General features: G+C 66.4%; 15 protein-coding genes and 1 tRNA gene. 5 read left to right on the top strand and 11 right to left on the bottom strand.

All coding sequences use genetic code 11. The features are described from left to right. Positions 1–180: 180 nt before the first annotated feature. The 5 genes from EA796_RS18800 to EA796_RS18780 all read left to right on the top strand — a co-directional run bounded on the left by EA796_RS18800 (position 181) and on the right by EA796_RS18780 (position 5,670). A complete protein-coding gene (locus EA796_RS18800) occupies positions 181–1,275 on the top strand; it encodes a polyamine ABC transporter substrate-binding protein (RefSeq protein WP_021442148.1) in 1,095 nt (364 codons plus the stop codon). Between the two features lie 245 nt (positions 1,276–1,520). Then, the gene (locus EA796_RS18795) at positions 1,521–2,615 is read left to right on the top strand and encodes a polyamine ABC transporter substrate-binding protein (protein ID WP_122109707.1); all 1,095 of its coding nucleotides are present in this window, start codon (positions 1,521–1,523) and stop codon (positions 2,613–2,615) included. 52 nt (positions 2,616–2,667) lie between these two features. Continuing rightward, positions 2,668–3,822: a polyamine ABC transporter ATP-binding protein gene (gene potA / locus EA796_RS18790; protein ID WP_021442150.1), complete on the top strand. Its 1,155-nt coding sequence runs from the start codon at positions 2,668–2,670 to the stop codon at positions 3,820–3,822. Positions 3,823–3,845: 23 nt separating this feature from the next. Beyond that, entirely contained in the window at positions 3,846–4,727 is an 882-nt protein-coding gene (locus tag EA796_RS18785; protein ID WP_177342867.1) for an ABC transporter permease subunit, read from the top strand. An 82-nt stretch (positions 4,728–4,809) separates the two neighbouring features. Next, positions 4,810–5,670, top strand: a complete 861-nt coding sequence (locus tag EA796_RS18780; RefSeq protein WP_122109706.1) for an ABC transporter permease subunit — start codon at positions 4,810–4,812, stop codon at positions 5,668–5,670. 300 nt (positions 5,671–5,970) lie between these two features. Here the strand turns inward: EA796_RS18780 and dctM are convergent, their stop codons facing one another. The 11 genes from dctM to EA796_RS18725 form a co-directional block, all read right to left on the bottom strand. Continuing rightward, on the bottom strand, positions 5,971–7,254 hold the full coding sequence (dctM, locus tag EA796_RS18775; protein ID WP_021442153.1) for a C4-dicarboxylate TRAP transporter large permease protein DctM: 1,284 nt from the start codon (positions 7,252–7,254) through the stop codon (positions 5,971–5,973). Next, positions 7,251–7,880: a TRAP transporter small permease gene (locus EA796_RS18770; RefSeq protein WP_122109705.1), complete on the bottom strand. Its 630-nt coding sequence runs from the start codon at positions 7,878–7,880 to the stop codon at positions 7,251–7,253. Before EA796_RS18770 ends, dctM begins: the two co-directional genes overlap by 4 nt. Before the next feature lie 142 nt (positions 7,881–8,022). After that, a complete protein-coding gene (gene dctP / locus EA796_RS18765; protein ID WP_021442155.1) occupies positions 8,023–9,015 on the bottom strand; it encodes a C4-dicarboxylate TRAP substrate-binding protein DctP in 993 nt (330 codons plus the stop codon). 318 nt (positions 9,016–9,333) lie between these two features. After that, a complete protein-coding gene (locus tag EA796_RS18760; RefSeq protein ID WP_021442156.1) occupies positions 9,334–10,719 on the bottom strand; it encodes a sigma-54 dependent transcriptional regulator in 1,386 nt (461 codons plus the stop codon). Then, the gene (locus tag EA796_RS18755) at positions 10,716–12,530 is read right to left on the bottom strand and encodes an ATP-binding protein (RefSeq protein ID WP_122109709.1); all 1,815 of its coding nucleotides are present in this window, start codon (positions 12,528–12,530) and stop codon (positions 10,716–10,718) included. Before EA796_RS18755 ends, EA796_RS18760 begins: the two co-directional genes overlap by 4 nt. A 52-nt stretch (positions 12,531–12,582) precedes the next feature. Then, positions 12,583–13,446, bottom strand: a complete 864-nt coding sequence (gene rfbD / locus EA796_RS18750; RefSeq protein ID WP_122109704.1) for a dTDP-4-dehydrorhamnose reductase — start codon at positions 13,444–13,446, stop codon at positions 12,583–12,585. After that, a complete protein-coding gene (gene rfbC, locus EA796_RS18745) occupies positions 13,443–13,991 on the bottom strand; it encodes a dTDP-4-dehydrorhamnose 3,5-epimerase (RefSeq protein ID WP_122109703.1) in 549 nt (182 codons plus the stop codon). The genes rfbD and rfbC overlap by 4 nt, the downstream gene beginning before the upstream one ends. Positions 13,992–13,993: 2 nt before the next feature. Beyond that, positions 13,994–14,860, bottom strand: a complete 867-nt coding sequence (gene rfbA, locus EA796_RS18740) for a glucose-1-phosphate thymidylyltransferase RfbA (RefSeq protein ID WP_122109702.1) — start codon at positions 14,858–14,860, stop codon at positions 13,994–13,996. Positions 14,861–15,016: 156 nt separating this feature from the next. Beyond that, entirely contained in the window at positions 15,017–16,078 is a 1,062-nt protein-coding gene (gene rfbB, locus EA796_RS18735) for a dTDP-glucose 4,6-dehydratase (RefSeq protein ID WP_122109701.1), read from the bottom strand. A gap of 134 nt (positions 16,079–16,212) precedes the next feature. Beyond that, a tRNA-Thr gene (locus tag EA796_RS18730) sits at positions 16,213–16,288 on the bottom strand. Positions 16,289–16,580: 292 nt separating this feature from the next. After that, a complete protein-coding gene (locus EA796_RS18725) occupies positions 16,581–17,795 on the bottom strand; it encodes a methyltransferase (RefSeq protein ID WP_122109700.1) in 1,215 nt (404 codons plus the stop codon). Between the last annotated feature and the right edge of the window lie 6 nt (positions 17,796–17,801).

Genomic DNA, 17,801 nt, shown 5'->3' with positions numbered 1-17,801 from the left:
AAAAAGCACGCAAGTGCCTGGACCTGACCCTACGCGACCTGTCGGCCTGAACGGCCGGCAGCCACGGAAAGTTGTCAGCGATGCCATGACCTTGCCAGACTGCGCCAGTGCGTTGGCCAGCCTCACCGGAAGGGCCTGCGCACCTTCCGGAATACCGACACAACAACAGGAGCTGTACGCATGAAAACATTCGGCAAAACCCTTCTAGCGTTGTCCCTGGCCGCCGCCGTGGCTGGCACCGCTCAGGCCGAGGACAAGGTGCTGCACGTCTACAACTGGTCCGACTACATCGCCGAGGACACCCTGGACAACTTCCAGAAGGAAACCGGCATCAAGGTGGTCTACGACGTCTTCGACAGCAACGAAGTGCTGGAAGCCAAGCTGCTCTCCGGCGGCTCGGGCTACGACGTGGTGGTGCCGTCCAACCAGTTCCTCGCCAAGCAGATCAAGGCCGGCGTATTCCAGAAGCTGGACAAGTCCAAGCTGCCCAACTGGCAGAATCTCAACCCCGACCTGATGAAGGCGCTGGAAAACGCCGACCCGGGCAACCAGTACGCCTTCCCCTACCTGTGGGGCACCACCGGCATCGGCTACAACCCGGAGAAGGTCAAGGCCGCCCTCGGCGTCGACACCATCGACTCCTGGGACGTGCTGTTCAAGCCGGAGAACATGGAGAAGCTGAAATCCTGTGGCGTGGCCATGCTCGACGCCCCGGACGAAGTCTATGCCGCGGCACTGCACTACCAGGGCCTGAACCCCAACCCGACCAGCACCGACGACGTGGCCAAGGCCGAAGAGCTGCTGATGAAGGTGCGTCCGTACGTCACCTACTTCCACAGCTCCAAGTACATCTCCGACCTGGCCAACGGCGAGATCTGCGTGGCCCTGGGCTGGTCCGGCGACGTGTTCCAGGCGCAGGCCCGCGCCGAGGAAGCGAAGAACGGCGTGCCGGTGGCCTACGCCATTCCCAAGGAAGGCGCCGCCTCCTTCTTCGACATGATGGCCATCCCCGCCGATGCCAAGAACGTCGACGCCGCGCACACCTTCCTCAACTACATCCTGACCCCGGAAGTGATCGCGCCGATCTCCGACTACGTCGCCTACCCCAACGGCAACGCCAAGGCCACCCCGCTGGTCGCCGAGGAAATCCGCAACAACCCGGGCATCTACCCGACCGAGGAAGCCTCGAAGAAGCTCTACACCTTCTCCGAGCTGAGCCCCTCGGTGCAGCGTGCCATCACCCGCAGCTGGACCAAGGTCAAGTCCGGCCGCTAACGGCAGCAGCAACCCCGTCTGCGGTGGGCATGCCCGCCGCAGACCCTAACAATAAAAGGAAGCTTGTATGCGTTGTTCGACCCTTGCGGCGGGCCGTCTGGCCGAGCCGATCGGAATGTCCCTCTGCGACCCGGCAGTCGTTTCCCGCGCGGGATAGCGCCCTGCGCGAAACGCTGAACAGGACGGATATTTCCGCTAAAGTGCCGGCCCTTTTGCGGGCGGCCCGATAGAAAGAGGATCTGCGTGTGCGAATTTCCTGCGGCAAGACCCTGATCACCAGTGCCCTGGCGCTGGGCCTGAATACCCTGGCCCAGGCGGCGGGGACGGTACACATCTACAACTGGAGCGACTACATCGGCGAGGACACCCTGGCCCAGTTCGAGGCGGCTACCGCCATCAAGCCGCTGTACGACGTGTTCGACTCCAACGAGACCCTCGAAGGCAAGCTGCTCGCCGGCCGCTCCGGCTACGACATCGTGGTGCCTTCCAACCATTTCCTCGGCAAGCAGATCAAGGCCGGCGCCTTCCAGAAGCTGGACAAGGCCAAGCTGCCGAACTGGAACAACCTCGACCCGGCGCTGCTCAAGCAGCTGGAAGCCAACGACCCCGGCAACCAGTACGCCGTGCCCTACCTGTGGGGCACCAACGGCATCGGCTACAACGTCGAGAAGGTCAAGGCGGTGCTCGGCGTCGACAGCATCGACTCCTGGGCGGTGCTCTTCGAGCCGGAGAACATGGCCAAGCTCAGCCAGTGCGGCGTGGCCTTCCTCGATTCGGCCGACGAGATGATCCCCTCGGTGCTCAACTACCTGGGCCTCGACCCCAACAGCACCAATCCGGATGACTATGCCAGGGCCGAGGCCAAGCTGCTGGCGGTGCGTCCCCATGTCACCTACTTCCACAGCTCCAAGTACATCGGCGACCTGGCCAACGGCGAGATCTGCGTCGCCGCCGGCTTCTCCGGCGACATCCTGCAGGCCGCGGATCGCGCCGAGGAAGCCGGCAAGGGCATCGAGATCGCCTACAGCATTCCCAAGGAAGGCGGCAACCTGTGGTTCGACATGCTGGCCATTCCGGCCGACGCGGCGAACGTCGAGCAGGCCCATGCCTTTATCGATTTCCTCCTCCAGCCGCAGGTGATAGCCGAAGTCAGCGACTACGTCGGCTACGCCAACCCCAATACCCAGGCGGGCGCGCTGATGGACCAGGAGGTGCGCAACGACCCGTCCGTGTACCCGCCGCAGGCGGTACTGGACAAGCTGTTCATCTCGGCCGAATTGCCGGTCAAGGTGCAGCGTCTGATGACCCGTAGCTGGACCAAGATCAAGTCGGGTCAGTAACCCTTCCCGCCCGGCCGCAGGGGTCGGGCGTTACTTCCGGGAGTTTTCCTAAATGGCTGTTGCCTCCAGCGCCTACAAAAAAGCCCTCGAGGGGGACCAGACACCGAAAGAGGTGCTGGTCAAGATCGATCGGGTGACCAAGAAGTTCGACGAGACCGTGGCGGTCGACGACGTCTCGCTGACCATCAACAAGGGCGAGATCTTCGCCCTGCTCGGTGGTTCCGGCTCGGGCAAGTCGACCCTGCTGCGCATGCTCGCCGGCTTCGAGCGGCCCACCTCCGGGCGCATCATCCTCGATGGCGTCGACATCACCGACATGCCGCCCTACCAGCGGCCGATCAACATGATGTTCCAGTCCTACGCGCTGTTTCCACACATGAGCGTGGCCGACAACATCGCCTTCGGCCTCAAGCAGGACGGCCTGCCCAAGGCCGAGATCGAGGCGCGGGTGGCCGAGATGCTCAAGCTGGTGCACATGAGCCAGTACGCCAAGCGCAAGCCGCACCAGCTGTCCGGCGGCCAGCGTCAGCGCGTGGCCCTGGCCCGTTCGCTGGCCAAGCGGCCCAAGCTGCTGCTGCTCGACGAGCCGATGGGGGCGCTGGACAAGAAGCTGCGTTCGCAGATGCAGCTTGAGCTGGTGGAGATCATCGAGCGGGTCGGCGTGACCTGCGTGATGGTCACCCACGACCAGGAAGAGGCCATGACCATGGCCCAGCGCATCGCCATCATGCACCTGGGCTGGATCGCCCAGACCGGCAGCCCGGTGGACATCTACGAGACCCCGGCCAGCCGCCTGGTGTGCGAGTTCATCGGCAGCGTCAACCTGTTCGACGGGCAGATCAGCAGCGACGAGGCCGACCACGCGATCATCGACTGCCCGCAGCTGGACAAGCCGATCTTCATCGGCCACGGCGTCACCACCCGCGCCGAGGACAAGAAGGTCAGCTACGCCCTGCGCCCGGAAAAACTGCTGATGGCCAGCGAGCTGCCGGCCGATCACGAGCACCCCGAGTACAACTGGAGCCGCGGCCACGTGCACGACATCGCCTACCTCGGCGGCCACTCGGTGTACCACGTCAAACTCACCTCCGGGCAGATCGTGCAGTGCTTCATCGCCAACGCCGAGCGCCGCGGCAAGCGCCCGACCTGGGACGATCCGGTGGTGGTGTACTGGGAAGACGACAGCGGCGTGGTACTGCAATCATGAAACTGGCCAAACTCTCGCGCTACCTGCCCAGCGGGCGGCATGCCGTGATCGGCATCCCCTTCCTCTGGTTGTTCCTGTTCTTCCTGTTGCCCTTCGTCATCGTGCTGAAGATCAGCTTCGCCGAAGCCGACGTGGCGATTCCGCCCTACACCGAGATCTACAGCTGGGCCAACAACCAGTTGCAGATCGTGCTGAACCTGGGCAACTACATCTTCCTCACCGAGGATGCGCTGTACCTGTCGGCCTACCTCGGCTCGCTGCAGGTCGCCTTCTTCAGCACCCTGCTGTGCCTGCTGATCGGCTACCCCATGGCCTACGCCATCGCCCGCGCGCCGAAGGAGCACCAGACGGTGCTGCTGCTGCTGATCATGATGCCGACTTGGACCGCGATCCTGATCCGCGTCTATGCCTGGATGGGCATTCTCGGCAACAACGGCCTGCTCAACAGCCTGCTGATGGGCATCGGCCTGATCGACACGCCGCTGCAGATCCTCAACACCAACGTGGCGGTCTATATCGGCGTGGTCTACTCCTACCTGCCGTTCATGATCCTGCCGCTCTACGCCAACCTGGTGAAGCACGACCTCAGCCTGCTGGAGGCCGCCTCCGACCTGGGTTCGAGCAACTTCAACAACTTCTGGAAGATCACCGTGCCGCTGTCGAAGAACGGCATCATCGCCGGCTCCATGCTGGTGTTCATCCCGGTGGTCGGCGAGTTCGTCATCCCCGAACTGCTCGGCGGCCCGGAGACCCTGATGATCGGCAAGGTGCTGTGGCAGGAGTTCTTCAACAACCGCGACTGGCCGGTGGCCTCGGCCTTGGCGGTGGTGATGCTGGCGATCCTGATCGTGCCCATCATTCTGTTCAACCGTAACCAGGCGAAAGAGCTGGAGGGACGGCCATGATTCGTTCAATCACATTGAGCCCAGCATTCTGTTCAACCGGCTTTCCAACCAGAATCGGGGCCAAAGAGCTGGAGGGACGGCCATGAAGCGTTTCAGTTTCTCCAACATCATGCTCTGGGCGGGCCTGCTGTTCATCTACCTGCCCATGGTCATCCTGGTGATCTACTCGTTCAACGCTTCGCGGCTGGTGACGGTGTGGGGCGGCTGGTCGGTGAAGTGGTACGTCGGTCTGCTCGACAACACCCAGCTGATGAACTCGGTGATGCGCTCGCTGGAGATCGCTTGCTACACCGCCATCGCCGCGGTGGCGCTGGGCACCCTGGCGGCCTTCGTGCTGACCCGGGTCACCCACTTCAAGGGCCGCACCCTGTTCGGCGGCCTGGTCACCGCGCCGCTGGTGATGCCCGAGGTGATCACCGGTCTGTCGCTGCTGCTGCTGTTCGTGCTGATGGCGCAGCTGATCGGCTGGCCGGCGCAGCGCGGCATGACCACCATCTGGATCGCCCACACCACCTTCTGCTCGGCCTACGTGGCGGTGGTGGTGTCGGCGCGCCTGCGCGAGCTGGACCTGTCCATCGAGGAGGCGGCCATGGACCTGGGCGCCAAGCCGTGGAAGGTGTTCTTCCTGATCACCGTGCCGATGATCGCGCCGTCGCTGGCGGCCGGGGCGATGATGTCCTTCGCCCTGTCACTGGACGACCTGGTGCTGGCCAGCTTCGTCTCCGGTCCCGGCTCCACCACCCTGCCGATGGAGATCTTCTCCGCCGTGCGCCTGGGGGTGAAACCTGAGATCAACGCGGTGGCCAGTCTGATCCTGCTGGCGGTGTCCTTCGCCACCTTCCTCGCCTGGTTCTTCGCCCAGCGCGCCGAGGAGCGGCGCAAGAAGGCCCTGCAGCAGGCCATGGACGAGACCGTCTGGCAGCCGGCCGCTAGCCGCAGCTAAACGACCGCTAGCGCGATAAAAAACGGGCCCGATGGGCCCGTTTTTTATGGCTATGTCTGAGTGAGCTGTGGCCAGGCGCTCCAGGGCAGGCTCGGGGGCCCGGCGATCCGCCTTAGCCCACGCTGACCACCGTTGGTGGCCTGAAGCCCACCCTACGGGCCTGCACCGCGGCGGAGCGCACCCGCTGGCGCGTCGCTGCCGGATGTCGCGGGGCCGCCTTGCGCCAAGACAAAAAAAGCCCGGCGCTAAGGCCGGGCGGAGTGGGTACACAAAGTACCAAAGTAGCAGCGTGGATGCGGCCTAGCTCATGCCCAGCCAGTTCGGCAGGGCCAGGGACACGGCCGGGATGTAGGTGATCACCATGAGGAAGCCGATCAGCATCATCAGCCACGGCAGGGCGGCGCGGATCACGTGGGTCAGCGGCATGCCGGTCACCGCCGAGGTGACGAACAGGTTGAGCCCCACCGGTGGGGTGATCAAACCGATCTCCATGTTCACCACCATGATGATGCCCAGGTGGATCGGGTCGATGCCCAGCTGCATGGCGATGGGGAACAGGATCGGCGCGAGGATCAGGATGATCGCCGAGGGCTCCATGAAGGCGCCGGCGATCAGCAGCACGATGTTCACCACCAGCAGGAACTGCCAGGGCTGCAGGCCGAGGTCGACCACCCAGGCGGTGATGGTCTGCGGGATCTGCTCGGTGGTCAGCACGTGGGCGAAGAGCATGGCGTTGGCGATGATGAACATCAGCATGATGGTCAGCTTGCCGGACTCCAGCAGCACCTTCGGGCATTCGCGCCAGGTCAGGTCCTTGTAGATGAACAGGGCGACGAAGCCGGCGTACACCGCGGCCACCGCAGCTGCCTCGGTGGGGGTGAACATGCCGCTGTAGATACCGCCGAGGATGATCACCATCAGCGACAGGCCCCAGATCGCCTCGCGCGCCGAGCGCAGCCATTCGCGCAGGCTGGCGCGCGGCAGGGCCGGCAGCTTCTTGACCCTTGCGACTATGTAGATCGCCACCATCAGCGCCACGCCGAGCATCACGCCCGGAATGACGCCGGCCATAAACAGCTTGCCCACCGACTGCTCGGTGGCAGCGGCGTACACCACCATCACGATCGACGGCGGAATCAGGATGCCCAGGGTACCGGCGTTGCACACGATGCCGGCGCCGAACGCCTGCGGGTAGCCCGAGCGCACCATGCCGGCGATGGCAATCGAGCCGACCGCGGCCACGGTGGCCGGCGAGGAGCCGGACAGCGCGGCGAACAGCATGCACGCCAGCACCGCGCCGATGGCCAGGCCGCCACGGATATGGCCGACACAGGCGTTGGCGAAGTCGATCAGGCGTTTGGCCACGCCGCCGGTGGTCATGAAGGCGCCGGACAGGAGGAAGAACGGAATCGCCAACAGGGTGTAGTGCTCGCTGGTCTCGAACAGCTTGATCGCCAGCGAACGCACCGAGTCGGGGCTGAACAGCATGATGGTGACCGAGCCGGCCAGGCCGAGCGAGGCGGCGATCGGCACGCCGATGAACATCAGCAGGAACAGCAGGAGGAAGAGGAACAGAACGGTCATTGCTTGGGCTCCTCGTGCTCATTGATCTTCAGGGCGTCGGCGGCTTCGTCGGCCAGGCCCAGGCCGGTCTGCTCGTTGCGCAGGATGCGCACGAAGATTTCCAGGAAGCGGACGAACACCATGGCGTAGCCGAAGGGCACGATCATCGCGATATGCCATTGCTGGATGCCGTAGTGGCCGAGGTCTTCGGCACCGATGCCGGCGATGAACAGGGTGCGTACCCAGTCGAAGCTGCCGACCGCGATCAGCCCGGCGTAGCCCAGGCAGCACAGGCAGGCGACGATGCCGATGGCGCGCTGCACCGGCCGGCTGGCCAGTTTGACCAGGGCGTCGACGCCGATATGGCCGGCGGTGCGCACGCCGTAGGCCAGGCCGAAGAAGATCAGCCAGCCGAACAGGGCCTTGGTCAGGGCGTTGCTCCAGGTCATCGCCTGGGCCATGTCGAGGATGGCGTCGCCGATACCGAGCAGAAACTCGTTGCCGCCGAAGCTGTCGCCCAGCCAGTAGAAAACGGTGTAGAGGTTGTTGAGGATCACGTAGACGAAGGTGATCAGCGTCATGGCCGCCAGGAGAAAGGCGATAAAGCCTTCCTCGAAGTGCTCCCAGACGCGCCGCAAGGCGTTCATGGTCGGTTCTCCCGAATGGAAAGGGCGTAGGGCGGGGCGGCCATGTGCGGCCGACCCACCGGTTGCAGCGTGGCGATGCCCAGTGAGCATCGCGGTGGGCTGGCGCTAGTCGCGGCGTCGCCCACCCTACGGCTCTCCGGCCTTACTGCTGGTTGGCGGCCTGAGCGGCTTTGATCAGGTCGGCACCGATCTCGCCTTCGAACTTCTTCCACACCGGCTGCATGGCGTCGCGCCACAGGGCACGCTGCTCCGGGGTCAGGGTGAGGATTTCGGTGGTGCCGGCCTCGAGGATGCGCTGCTTGTCGCCTTCGTTGAGGGCGTCGGCCTGCTTGTTCACCTCGACGGTGACCTCGGCCATGATCTTGCTCAGCTCGTCACGCACGTCCGCCGGCAGACCGTCCCAGAACTTGGTGTTGGTGATCACCATGTAGTCGAGCAGGCCGTGGTTGGACTCGGTGATGAACTTCTGCACCTCGTGCATCTTCTGGCTGTAGATGTTCGAGTAGGGGTTCTCGGCACCGTTGACCACGCCGGTCTGCAGGCCCTGATAGACTTCGGCGAAGCTCATCTTGCGCGGGTTGGCGCGCACCGCCTTGAACTGCTCTTCCAGCACCGCGGAAGCCTGTACGCGGAACTTCAGGCCGCGGGCATCCTTGGGCTCGAGCAGCGCCTTGTTGGCCGACAGCTGCTTGAGGCCGTTGTGCCAGTAGCCCAGGCCGGTGATGCCCTTGTCGGTCATGGAGGTCAGCAGCTTCTGGCCTTCCGGGCCCTTCTGGAAGCGGTCGACCGCGGCCATGTCGTCGAACAGGAACGGCAGGTCGAAGATCTGGATCTGCTTGGTGTAGTGCTCGAACTTGGCCAGCGACGGGGCGATGATCTGCACGTCGCCGAGCAGCAGCGCTTCCATTTCCTTGCCGTCGCCGAACAGCGAGGAGTTCGGGTAGACCTCCACGCGCACCTTGTCGCCCAGGCGCTCTTCGGCCAGTTGCTTGAACAGCAGCGCGCCCTGACCTTTCGGGGTGTGCTCGGCAACCACGTGGGAGAACTTGATGACAATGGGGTCGGCGGCCTGGGCCATGCCGGCGATGGACAGGGACAGGGCGCAAGCCAGCGCCTTGGCAGTCAGTTTGAACATGCGGATGCTTCCTCTTGTTGTGTTTATCGCATTGGCGCCAGGGGCGCTGCTGACGAACGGACAAGAGCAAGTCTAGGCGGCTTGGGGGAAAACGCCGGCTGACGGCAGCGAGGCCTGGACTTGTACTTGTGGGTTCGCTTGGGCATTGCCTAGAGCAACCCTTGTGCCAGGCTGCCGTAGGCGATCGCGCGGTAAGTCGGGGGAGGGCGCCAGGGCCCGTGGTCAGGGGCCTGTCTGGCGTTGCGTGAGCGGCCGGCGAGGGCGGCCGGCGGCTGCAAATGGCGGTGGAAGAGGCTGGCGTTGGCGGTTTCTCGCCAGTCAGTCGAAGTCCTCTGGCGAGCTTCCGCCAGCGCCGGAGAAATGCAGGCCGTGCTTGCGCAATTTGTCGTGCAGGGTCTTGCGCGGCAGGCCAAGGGCCTCGGCCAGGCTGCGCAGCGAGCCGTGCGGGCGGCTGAGTTCGGCGGCGATCAGCGCGCGCTCGAAGGCTTCGACCTGTTCGCCGAGGCCGCCGCTGACCGGCGGCAGGTTCGGCGCGTTGCTGTCCAGCGCCAGCTCCAGGCCGAGGGCGAAGCGCTCGGCGGCGTTCTGCAGCTCGCGCACGTTGCCTGGCCAGGGGTGGCGCAGCAGCAGTGCGCGCTGTCCCGGCTGCAGTTCGCGGGGCGGCAGGCCGTGGCGCGCGGTGGCGCCTTCGGCGAAGTGCTGGAACAGCAGCAGGGCGTCCTCGCCGCGCTCGCGCAGCGGCGGGATGGACAGCGGCGCGACGTTCAGCCGGTAGTAGAGGTCGGCGCGGAAGCGTCCGGCATCGGCGGCCTGGCGCAGGTCTTCCTTGGTCGCGGCGATGACGCGAATGTCCAGCGGGATCAGCTGGTTGCCGCCGAGGCGTTCGACCACCCGTTCCTGCAGCAGGCGCAGCAGCTTGACCTGCACGTCCAGGCTCATGCTCTCGATCTCGTCGAGGAACAGGGTGCCGCCGTTGGCGAACTCGAACTTGCCGATCCTTCGCTTCTGCGCGCCGGTGAAGGCGCCGGCCTCGTGGCCGAACAGCTCGCTTTCCACCACCGACTCGGCCAGGGCGCCGGCGTTGATGGCGACGAAGGGGCCGTCGCGGCGGCTGGACAGGTCGTGCAGGGCGCGCGCCACCACCTCCTTGCCGGCACCGGTCTCGCCGAGGATCAGCACGTCGGTGGCGATCCCGGCCAGCGCGCCGATCTGCTCGCGCAGGCGCTGCATCGCCGGCGACTGGCCGACCAGGCGCCCGGCCAGCTGCTGGCGATCGGTCAGAGCCAGGCGCAGGCTGCGGTTGTCCAGCACCAGGCGGCGCAGATCGAGGGCGCGGCGCACGCTGTCGAGCAGGTCGTCGTTGGCGAAGGGCTTTTCCAGGAAATCGTAGGCGCCGGCGCGCATCGCCTGCACCGCCAGCGGCACGTCGCCGTGGCCGGTGATCAGCAGTACCGGCAGTTCGGCGTCGCGCTCGCGCAGCTGGGCGAGCAGCTGCAGGCCGTCGATGCCGGGCATGCGGATGTCGCTGACCACCACCCCCGGCCAGCCGGCCGGAATGCGCGCGGCCAGGCCCTGGGCGTCGCCCAGGCTGAGCACCTTGAGTCCGGCCAGGTCGAGGGTCTGGCTGAGTGCCTGGCGCAGGTGGGCGTCGTCGTCGATCAGCAGAACCTGGGTGCGGCTGTCGATGGCGCTGTCGCTGGTCATGGCGAGGGGTCCTCCGGGGGTTGCAGGTTGACGCCGGGGCTGGCGAGGCGCAGGCGCAGGGTGATCAGGGCGCCGCCGTCCGGGTGGTTGGCCAGCAGCAGCTCGCCGCCCAGGGCGCGCATCAGGCTGTCGCAGATGGCCAGGCCAAGGCCCAGGCCCTGGGCGCTGGTCTTGGTGGTGAAGAAGGGTTCGCGGGCGCGGGCCAGGGATTCGGTCGAGAAGCCCGGACCATTGTCGCGCAGCAGCAGTTCGAGCTGGTCGTCCTGCTGCCGGGCACTGATCCAGATGCGTCGCGGCGGCGCCTTGGCGACCAGGGCGTCGAGGGCGTTGCCGAGCAGGTTGCCGAGCACCTGGCGCAGGCGCGTCTCGCCGGCCTGGACCCACAGGGTGGCATCCGGCAGGTCGCGGATCAGCTCCACGTCCATCGCCCGGCGACGCTTGGCCAGCAGCGCCAGGGCGTCGTCCAGCGCCGGCTGCAGGGCCACCCGTTCCGGGGCGTGGCGGTCGCGGCGGGCGAAGGCGCGCAGATGGGCGATGATCGAGGCCATGCGCTCGGTCAGTTCGCTGATCAGCTTGAGGTTGGCGCGGGCGTCCTCGCCGCGCTGGTGGTCGAGCAGGGTGGCGGCGTTCTCGGCGTAGCTGCGGATCGCCGCCAGCGGCTGGTTGAGCTCGTGGCTGATGCTCGCACTCATGGTGCCGAGGGCTGACAGCTTGCCGGCCTGAACCAGCTCGTCCTGGGCGCGCACCAGTTCCTGCTGCGCCTGTTCGCGTTCCAGCACCTCCTGCTTGAGGCGGCTGTTGAGCAACTCCAGGTCGTGCGTGCGCTCGGCCACGCGCTGCTCCAGTTCGGCCTTGGCGCGGCTGTCGAGGGCGATGCGTTCGAGGTAGTGGCGACGACGCTGCATCAGCAGGCCGAGCAGCAGCAGCAGTGCCAGCAGGGCGGCGGCGCCGACCGCCACGGCGCTGCGCACCGGGCGGTCGAGGAGGATGCGCGGGGCGAGGATGCTCACCGTCCAGCCGGTTTCCTCCAGTGCGCGGCTCTGCGTCAGCCAGGCGCCGGGGTCGAGGTTCAGCGCCGGCGGCGCCTGGGTCGGGTAGGGCTGGTTGGCGGCGATGGCGGCCTGCTCGACGCGATCCAGCGGGCGGCTGGCGTGGAAGCGCCAGTCCGGGCGCGAGGTGAGGATCACCACGCCGTTGGTGTCGGTCACCAGCAGCTGTTCCGGGGTGTTGCCCCACAGGGTTTCGGTGTGGTCGAGGTCGACCTTGACCACCAGCGCGCCGATGTTCTGCTGGTTCTCGCGCACCGCGTAGGCGAAGTAGTAGCCGCGCTTGCCGGAGGTGGTGCCGAGGCCGAAGAAGCGCCCCAGGCGCCCGGCCAGCGCCTCGCGGAAGTAGGGGCGGAAGGCGAAGTTGCCGGCGACGAAGCTGTCCGGCTTGTCCCAGTTGGAGGCGGCCAGGGTGACGCCGCGCGGGGTCATCAGGTAGATCACGTCGGCGCCGGTCTGCTCGCGCACCCGCGTCAGCAGGCGATTGGCGCTGTCCAGCACGGCGGGGTCGTCGGGGGCATGCAGGGCGGCGCGCAGCCCCGGCAGGTCGCCGAGGATCTGCGGCAGCACCTCGTAGCGCCGCAGGGTGCCGAGCAGGTTGGCGACGTAGAGGTCGAGGGTCTGCCGGTTCTGCTCGATCAGCACCTCGCGGTAGTAACGCTCGGCCAGGTAGTGCACCGGCCACAGCAGCGGCGCGAGCAGCAGCGCCAGCAGCAGCAGGCTGCGCCAGCGGGGGCGTCGCGGGGAGGCGGGGGTCGTGCTCATGGAAAACTGCGCCGGGATGATCGGCGCATTATGCACATTCCGCCGGGCGCCTTCAGTCCGCGCGTTGCAGGCAGGCGTCCAGCGCCACCTGCCAGGCGGGCAGGCGCACCTGCCAGTCACGCGCCAGCTTGCTGCCGTCCAGGCGCGAGTTGAGCGGCCGACGCGCCGGCGTCGGGTAGTCGCTGGAAGGGATCGCCAGCAGCTCGGCGCAGGGCCTGCCGGCGGCGCGCAGGCGTTCGCCGATGGCCTGGGCGAAGCCGAACCAGCTGGTCTCGCCCTGGCAGCTCAGGTGGTAGGTGCCCCAGTGGCGGTTGCCCGCCTGCCAGGCCGCGATCAGCTCGGCGGTGGCGGCGGCGATGCTGCCGGCCCAGGTCGGCGCGCCGATCTGGTCGGCCACCACCCTGAGCTGGTCGCGCTCCTGCAGCAGGCGCTGCATGGTCAGCAGGAAGTTCTTGCCGTGCCGCGAGTAGACCCAGCTGGTGCGCAGGATCAGGTGGTCGCAGCCGCTGGCCGCCACCGCCCGTTCGCCGGCCAGCTTGCTGGCGCCGTACACGCCCAGCGGATTGGGCGCATCGTTCTCGACGTAGGGCGCGTCTTTGCTGCCGTCGAACACGTAGTCGGTGGAGTAGTGCAGCAGCGGTATACCCAGCTCGGCGCAAGCCTGCGCCATGACGCCGGGGGCCTCGGCGTTGATGGCGAAGGCCAGCTCGCGCTCCTGCTCGGCCTGATCCACCGCGGTATGGGCGGCGGCGTTGATCAGCAGCTGCGGGCGCTCGCGCAGGATGATCTCGCGCAGGCTGGCCGGGCGCGCCAGGTCGAAGGCCTGGCGACCCAGGCTGAGCAGTTCATGCCCCTGCAGGGCCAGTTGCAGTTCGCGGGCGACCTGGCCGGTGTGGCCGCTGATCAGGATCTTCATGGGAAGGTCTCGGCGTCCTGCAGGCTCAGGCCCTTCTGGTCCTTGGCCGACAGTTGCGGGGTGAGGCCATCCAGCGGCCAGTCGATGGCCAGGCTGGCATCGTCCCAGCGGATGCAGCGTTCATGGGCTGGGGCATAGTAGTCGGTGGTCTTGTAAAGGAATTCGGCATACTCGCTGAGCACCAGGAAACCATGGGCGAAACCTTCCGGCACCCACAGCTGGCGCTTGTTCTCGGCCGACAGGTGCGCGCCGACCCACTGGCCGAAGGTCGGCGAGCTGCGGCGCAGGTCCACCGCCACGTCGTAGACCTCGCCGGCGCTGACCCGCACCAGCTTGCCCTGGGCCTGCTGCAGCTGGTAGTGCAGGCCGCGCAGCACGCCGCGGGCCGAGCGCGAATGGTTGTCCTGGACGAAGTCGCGGCTCACCCCGGTGGCCTCGGCGAAGCGGCGGGCATTGAAGCTCTCGTAGAAGAAGCCGCGCTCGTCGCCGAACACCTGGGGCTCGAGGATCAGCACCTCGGGCAGACGGGTCTGGATCACCTGCATGCTCATTCCTCCGCCAGCTTGTACAGGTACTGGCCGTAACCGGTCTTGCCGAAGGCCTTGGCGCGCCGCAGCAACTGCTCGCGGTCGATCCAGCCGTGCTGGTAGGCGATCTCCTCCAGGCAGGCGACCTTCAGCCCCTGGCGGTGCTCGATGGTCTGCACGTACTGCGAGGCCTCCAGCAGGCTGTCGTGGGTGCCGGTGTCGAGCCAGGCGAAGCCGCGGCCGAAGCGCTCCACGCGCAGGTCGCCGCGCGCCAGGTAGGCGTTGTTGACGTCGGTGATCTCCAGTTCGCCGCGCGGCGAGGGCTTGACCGCCTTGGCGATGCGCACCACGTCGTTGTCGTAGAAGTACAGACCGGTGACCGCATAGCTGGACTTCGGCTGGTTCGGCTTCTCCTCGATCGACAGGGCGTTGCCGGCGGCGTCGAACTCCACCACGCCGAAGCGCTCGGGGTCGCTGACCCAGTAGCCGAACACCGTGGCGCCGCTGTCATGGCTGGCGGCGCGCAGCAGCATCTCGGTGAAGTGCTGGCCGTGGAAGATATTGTCGCCGAGGATCAGGCACACCGAATCGTCGCCGATAAAGGATTCGCCGATCAGGAAGGCCTGGGCCAGGCCGTCCGGCGAGGGCTGCTCGGCATACTGCAGGCGGACGCCGAACGGGCTGCCGTCGCCGAGCATCTTCTGGAAGTTGGGCAGGTCTTCCGGGGTGGAGATGATCAGGATCTCACGGATGCCGGCGAGCATCAGCACCGACAGCGGGTAGTAGATCATCGGCTTGTCATAGATCGGCAGCAGCTGCTTGGACACGCCGAGGGTGATGGGGTGCAGCCGGGTGCCGGAACCGCCGGCGAGGATGATGCCTTTCATTGTTCCTGCTCCTTGGAGCCTGTTTAGGATCTCGCGAGCTAGAGCCATGCAAGGCAAAAACAGGCGAGGAAGCGGAGTTTACGAGTTGTAAATGAGCATTCCGAGCCTGTTTTTAACGCAGCAGGGCCGACGCGCAGCAGGTCATCAACAGGCTCCTTAAAGTGCGCCGAGTCGCTGACCCTGATAGCTGCCATCCTGCACGCGGCGGCACCAGTCGAGGTTGGCCAGGTACCACTGCACGGTCTTGCGCAGACCGCTTGCGAAGGTTTCCTGCGGTACCCAGCCCAGTTCGCGCTGGATCTTGCCGGCGTCGATGGCGTAGCGCAGATCGTGCCCAGGACGGTCCTGCACATAGGTGATCAGGTCGGCGTAGCGTGCCACGCCGGCCGGCTTGCTGGGGGCCAGCTCTTCCAGCAGGGCGCAGATGGCCTGCACCACGTCGAGGTTCTTCTGTTCGTTGTGGCCGCCGATGTTGTAGGTCTCGCCGACCTGGCCCTCGCTCACCACCTTGAGCAGGGCGCGGGCGTGATCTTCGACATAGAGCCAGTCGCGCACCTGCTGGCCGTTGCCGTACACCGGCAGCGGCTTGCCCGCCAGGGCATTGAGGATCATCAGCGGGATCAGCTTCTCGGGGAAATGATAAGGGCCGTAGTTGTTCGAGCAGTTGGTGATCAGCACCGGCAGGCCGTAGGTGCGCTGCCAGGCGCGCACCAGGTGATCGGAGGCCGCCTTGCTCGCCGAATAGGGCGAGCTGGGCGCGTAGGGGGTGGTTTCGACGAACAGCTCGTCGACGCCGTGCAGGTCGCCGTAGACCTCGTCGGTGGAGATATGGTGGAAACGAAAGGTCGCCTTGCGCTCCTCGCTCAGGCCGAGCCAGTAGGCGCGGGTACTTTCCAGTAGGGCGTAGGTGCCGACGATATTGGTCTGGATAAAGGCGGCGGGGCCGTCGATGGAGCGGTCGACGTGGGATTCGGCGGCCAGGTGCATGATCGCATCCGGCTGGAATTCGGCCAGGGTCTGCGCCACCTGCGCGCTGTCGGCGATATCGGCCTGGACGAAGCGGTAGCGCGGGCTGGCGGCCACTTCGGCAAGCGACTCCAGGTTGCCGGCATAGGTCAGCTTGTCGAGATTGAGCACCTGGTGCTCGGTGTGCTGCAGCAGATGACGGATCAGAGCCGAGCCGATAAAGCCGGCGCCGCCGGTGATCAGGATGCGCATGTCCTCGTCCTCTCGTTAGGCAGCCTTTCGCTATAAGCGCTCGCGGAACCGGGGAGCGTAACGAGCAAGCTATAGAAGATCGGGCGCTACGAAAATGAAAAAGGCCTGCATTGATGCAGGCCTTGGATAGTAAGTGGTGCCGGCACCAGGAGTCGAACCCGGGACCTACTGATTACAAGTCAGTTGCTCTACCAGCTGAGCTATACCGGCGCAGAAGGGCCGCCATTATATCCATTCGCAAGGGCGAGTAAAGCTTATGCGGGGCGCTTGGTTGCGGGCTCGGCTATCAGCAGGGTTTTGCTTATGCACAATGGCAATGCACTTGATACGCTCGTGCACGGTCTCTGTGCGGTGTGTCACGGATTTATGCAAGTTATTGTTTTTACTAGGCTAAAAATACTGATCAAAAAATGATCAGTCGTTTCCGAGGCCATTCGGCAGAGCGCTTGCGGCATTTGCCCAGAAAGCATCAACAGAGTTATCCACAGCTTCTGTGAGCAACTCAGGCGCGCTCGGCCAGCAGCAGCAGATTGCGCGGGCTCAGCCGGTAGTCGCAGAAGCTGCCCAGTCGAACCGCATAGCCCTGCTCCTGCAGATACAGGGCGCGGTCGAGCAGCAGCCAGAGTTCCAGTGGGCGGCGGAACAGGTGGCGCAACAGTTCCAGGTTGCGCACCTCGGCCAGGCGCTGCCAGCCGCGGGCTTCCAGTTCGGCCCAGTCCTGTGCGCCGGGAGTCGGCACGCCGCGCAGGGCGGCGAGGTCGTGGCAGAAGCGGGCGAAGGGCTTGGCCAGCCAGTCGGCGGCCAACGGCGGGGTGGGCAGGTATTGATCGACGCCGCGCAACTGGCGCTGCAGCAGGTCGAAGGCTAGGCGCCAGGCCATCGACTGGTCGCGCTGGCGGCGCACGCGGGCGCCGGCGGTGACGGTTTCGCTCAGCGGCAGGCCGAGGTCGTCGCGCGACAGCTGCAGGGACGAGCCCTGGGCAGCCGTGGACAGCGGCTGGTAGTGCGGCGTGGCGATGCGGTTATAGCAGCAGGGCGCCACCGCCAGTTGCCGGCAGCCGCGCGCACTGGCCAGCTGCAGCAGGCGCACGTGCAGGTCACCGCAGGCGTGCAGGGCCACCGGCGTATGCTCGGCCAGCAGGTGCCCGGCGGCGCTGGCGGCGAGCACGTCCTGCTGCAGATGGCGGGCGTCCAGGCCCTGGCGGTGGCTCAGGGCGGCGCCGGATGCCACCAGCGCGGGATCGTATTCCAGGCAGGTCAGGCGTTGCCCCTCATGCGCCAGCCAGCGGCCCAGATGGCCCTTGCCCGCGCACCAGTCGAGCCAGTGGCCGGCCGGTGTGGCGAACTGCAGGCGGCTGGCGAAGGCCTGGATCTGCTGCAGCTTGCGTCCGGGGATGTCCACGGCGAGGCGGGCCGGGCGCGCGTCGATCGCCGTCTGCGGCAGTTCGCCCAATGCGGCGAGCGCCTTGGCCTGGGTCGCGAGTTCGGCGAAGGGCGCCGGTGCGTCCAGCTCCCAGGGCCTGCCGTGGCTGGCCTCGGCCTGCTGCAGCGTGCGTGCGCGCAGCCAGGCGGCCAGCTGCGGCAGTTCGCGCTCCCAGGGCAGTTGCAGCTGGACGAAGGGCTTGGGCCGCCACAGCGCCTGGTGGCGGACGAGAAAGACGTCCAGCGCCTGGAAGCGGGCGAGCAGCTGCTCGGCGGAGAGGATGGGCTCGGTCATGGTACG

The sequence above is a fragment of the Pseudomonas sp. AOB-7 genome, assembly GCF_003696305.1.
Lineage (GTDB): Bacteria > Pseudomonadota > Gammaproteobacteria > Pseudomonadales > Pseudomonadaceae > Aquipseudomonas.
This window is presented reverse-complemented; position numbering and strand designations above follow the sequence as displayed.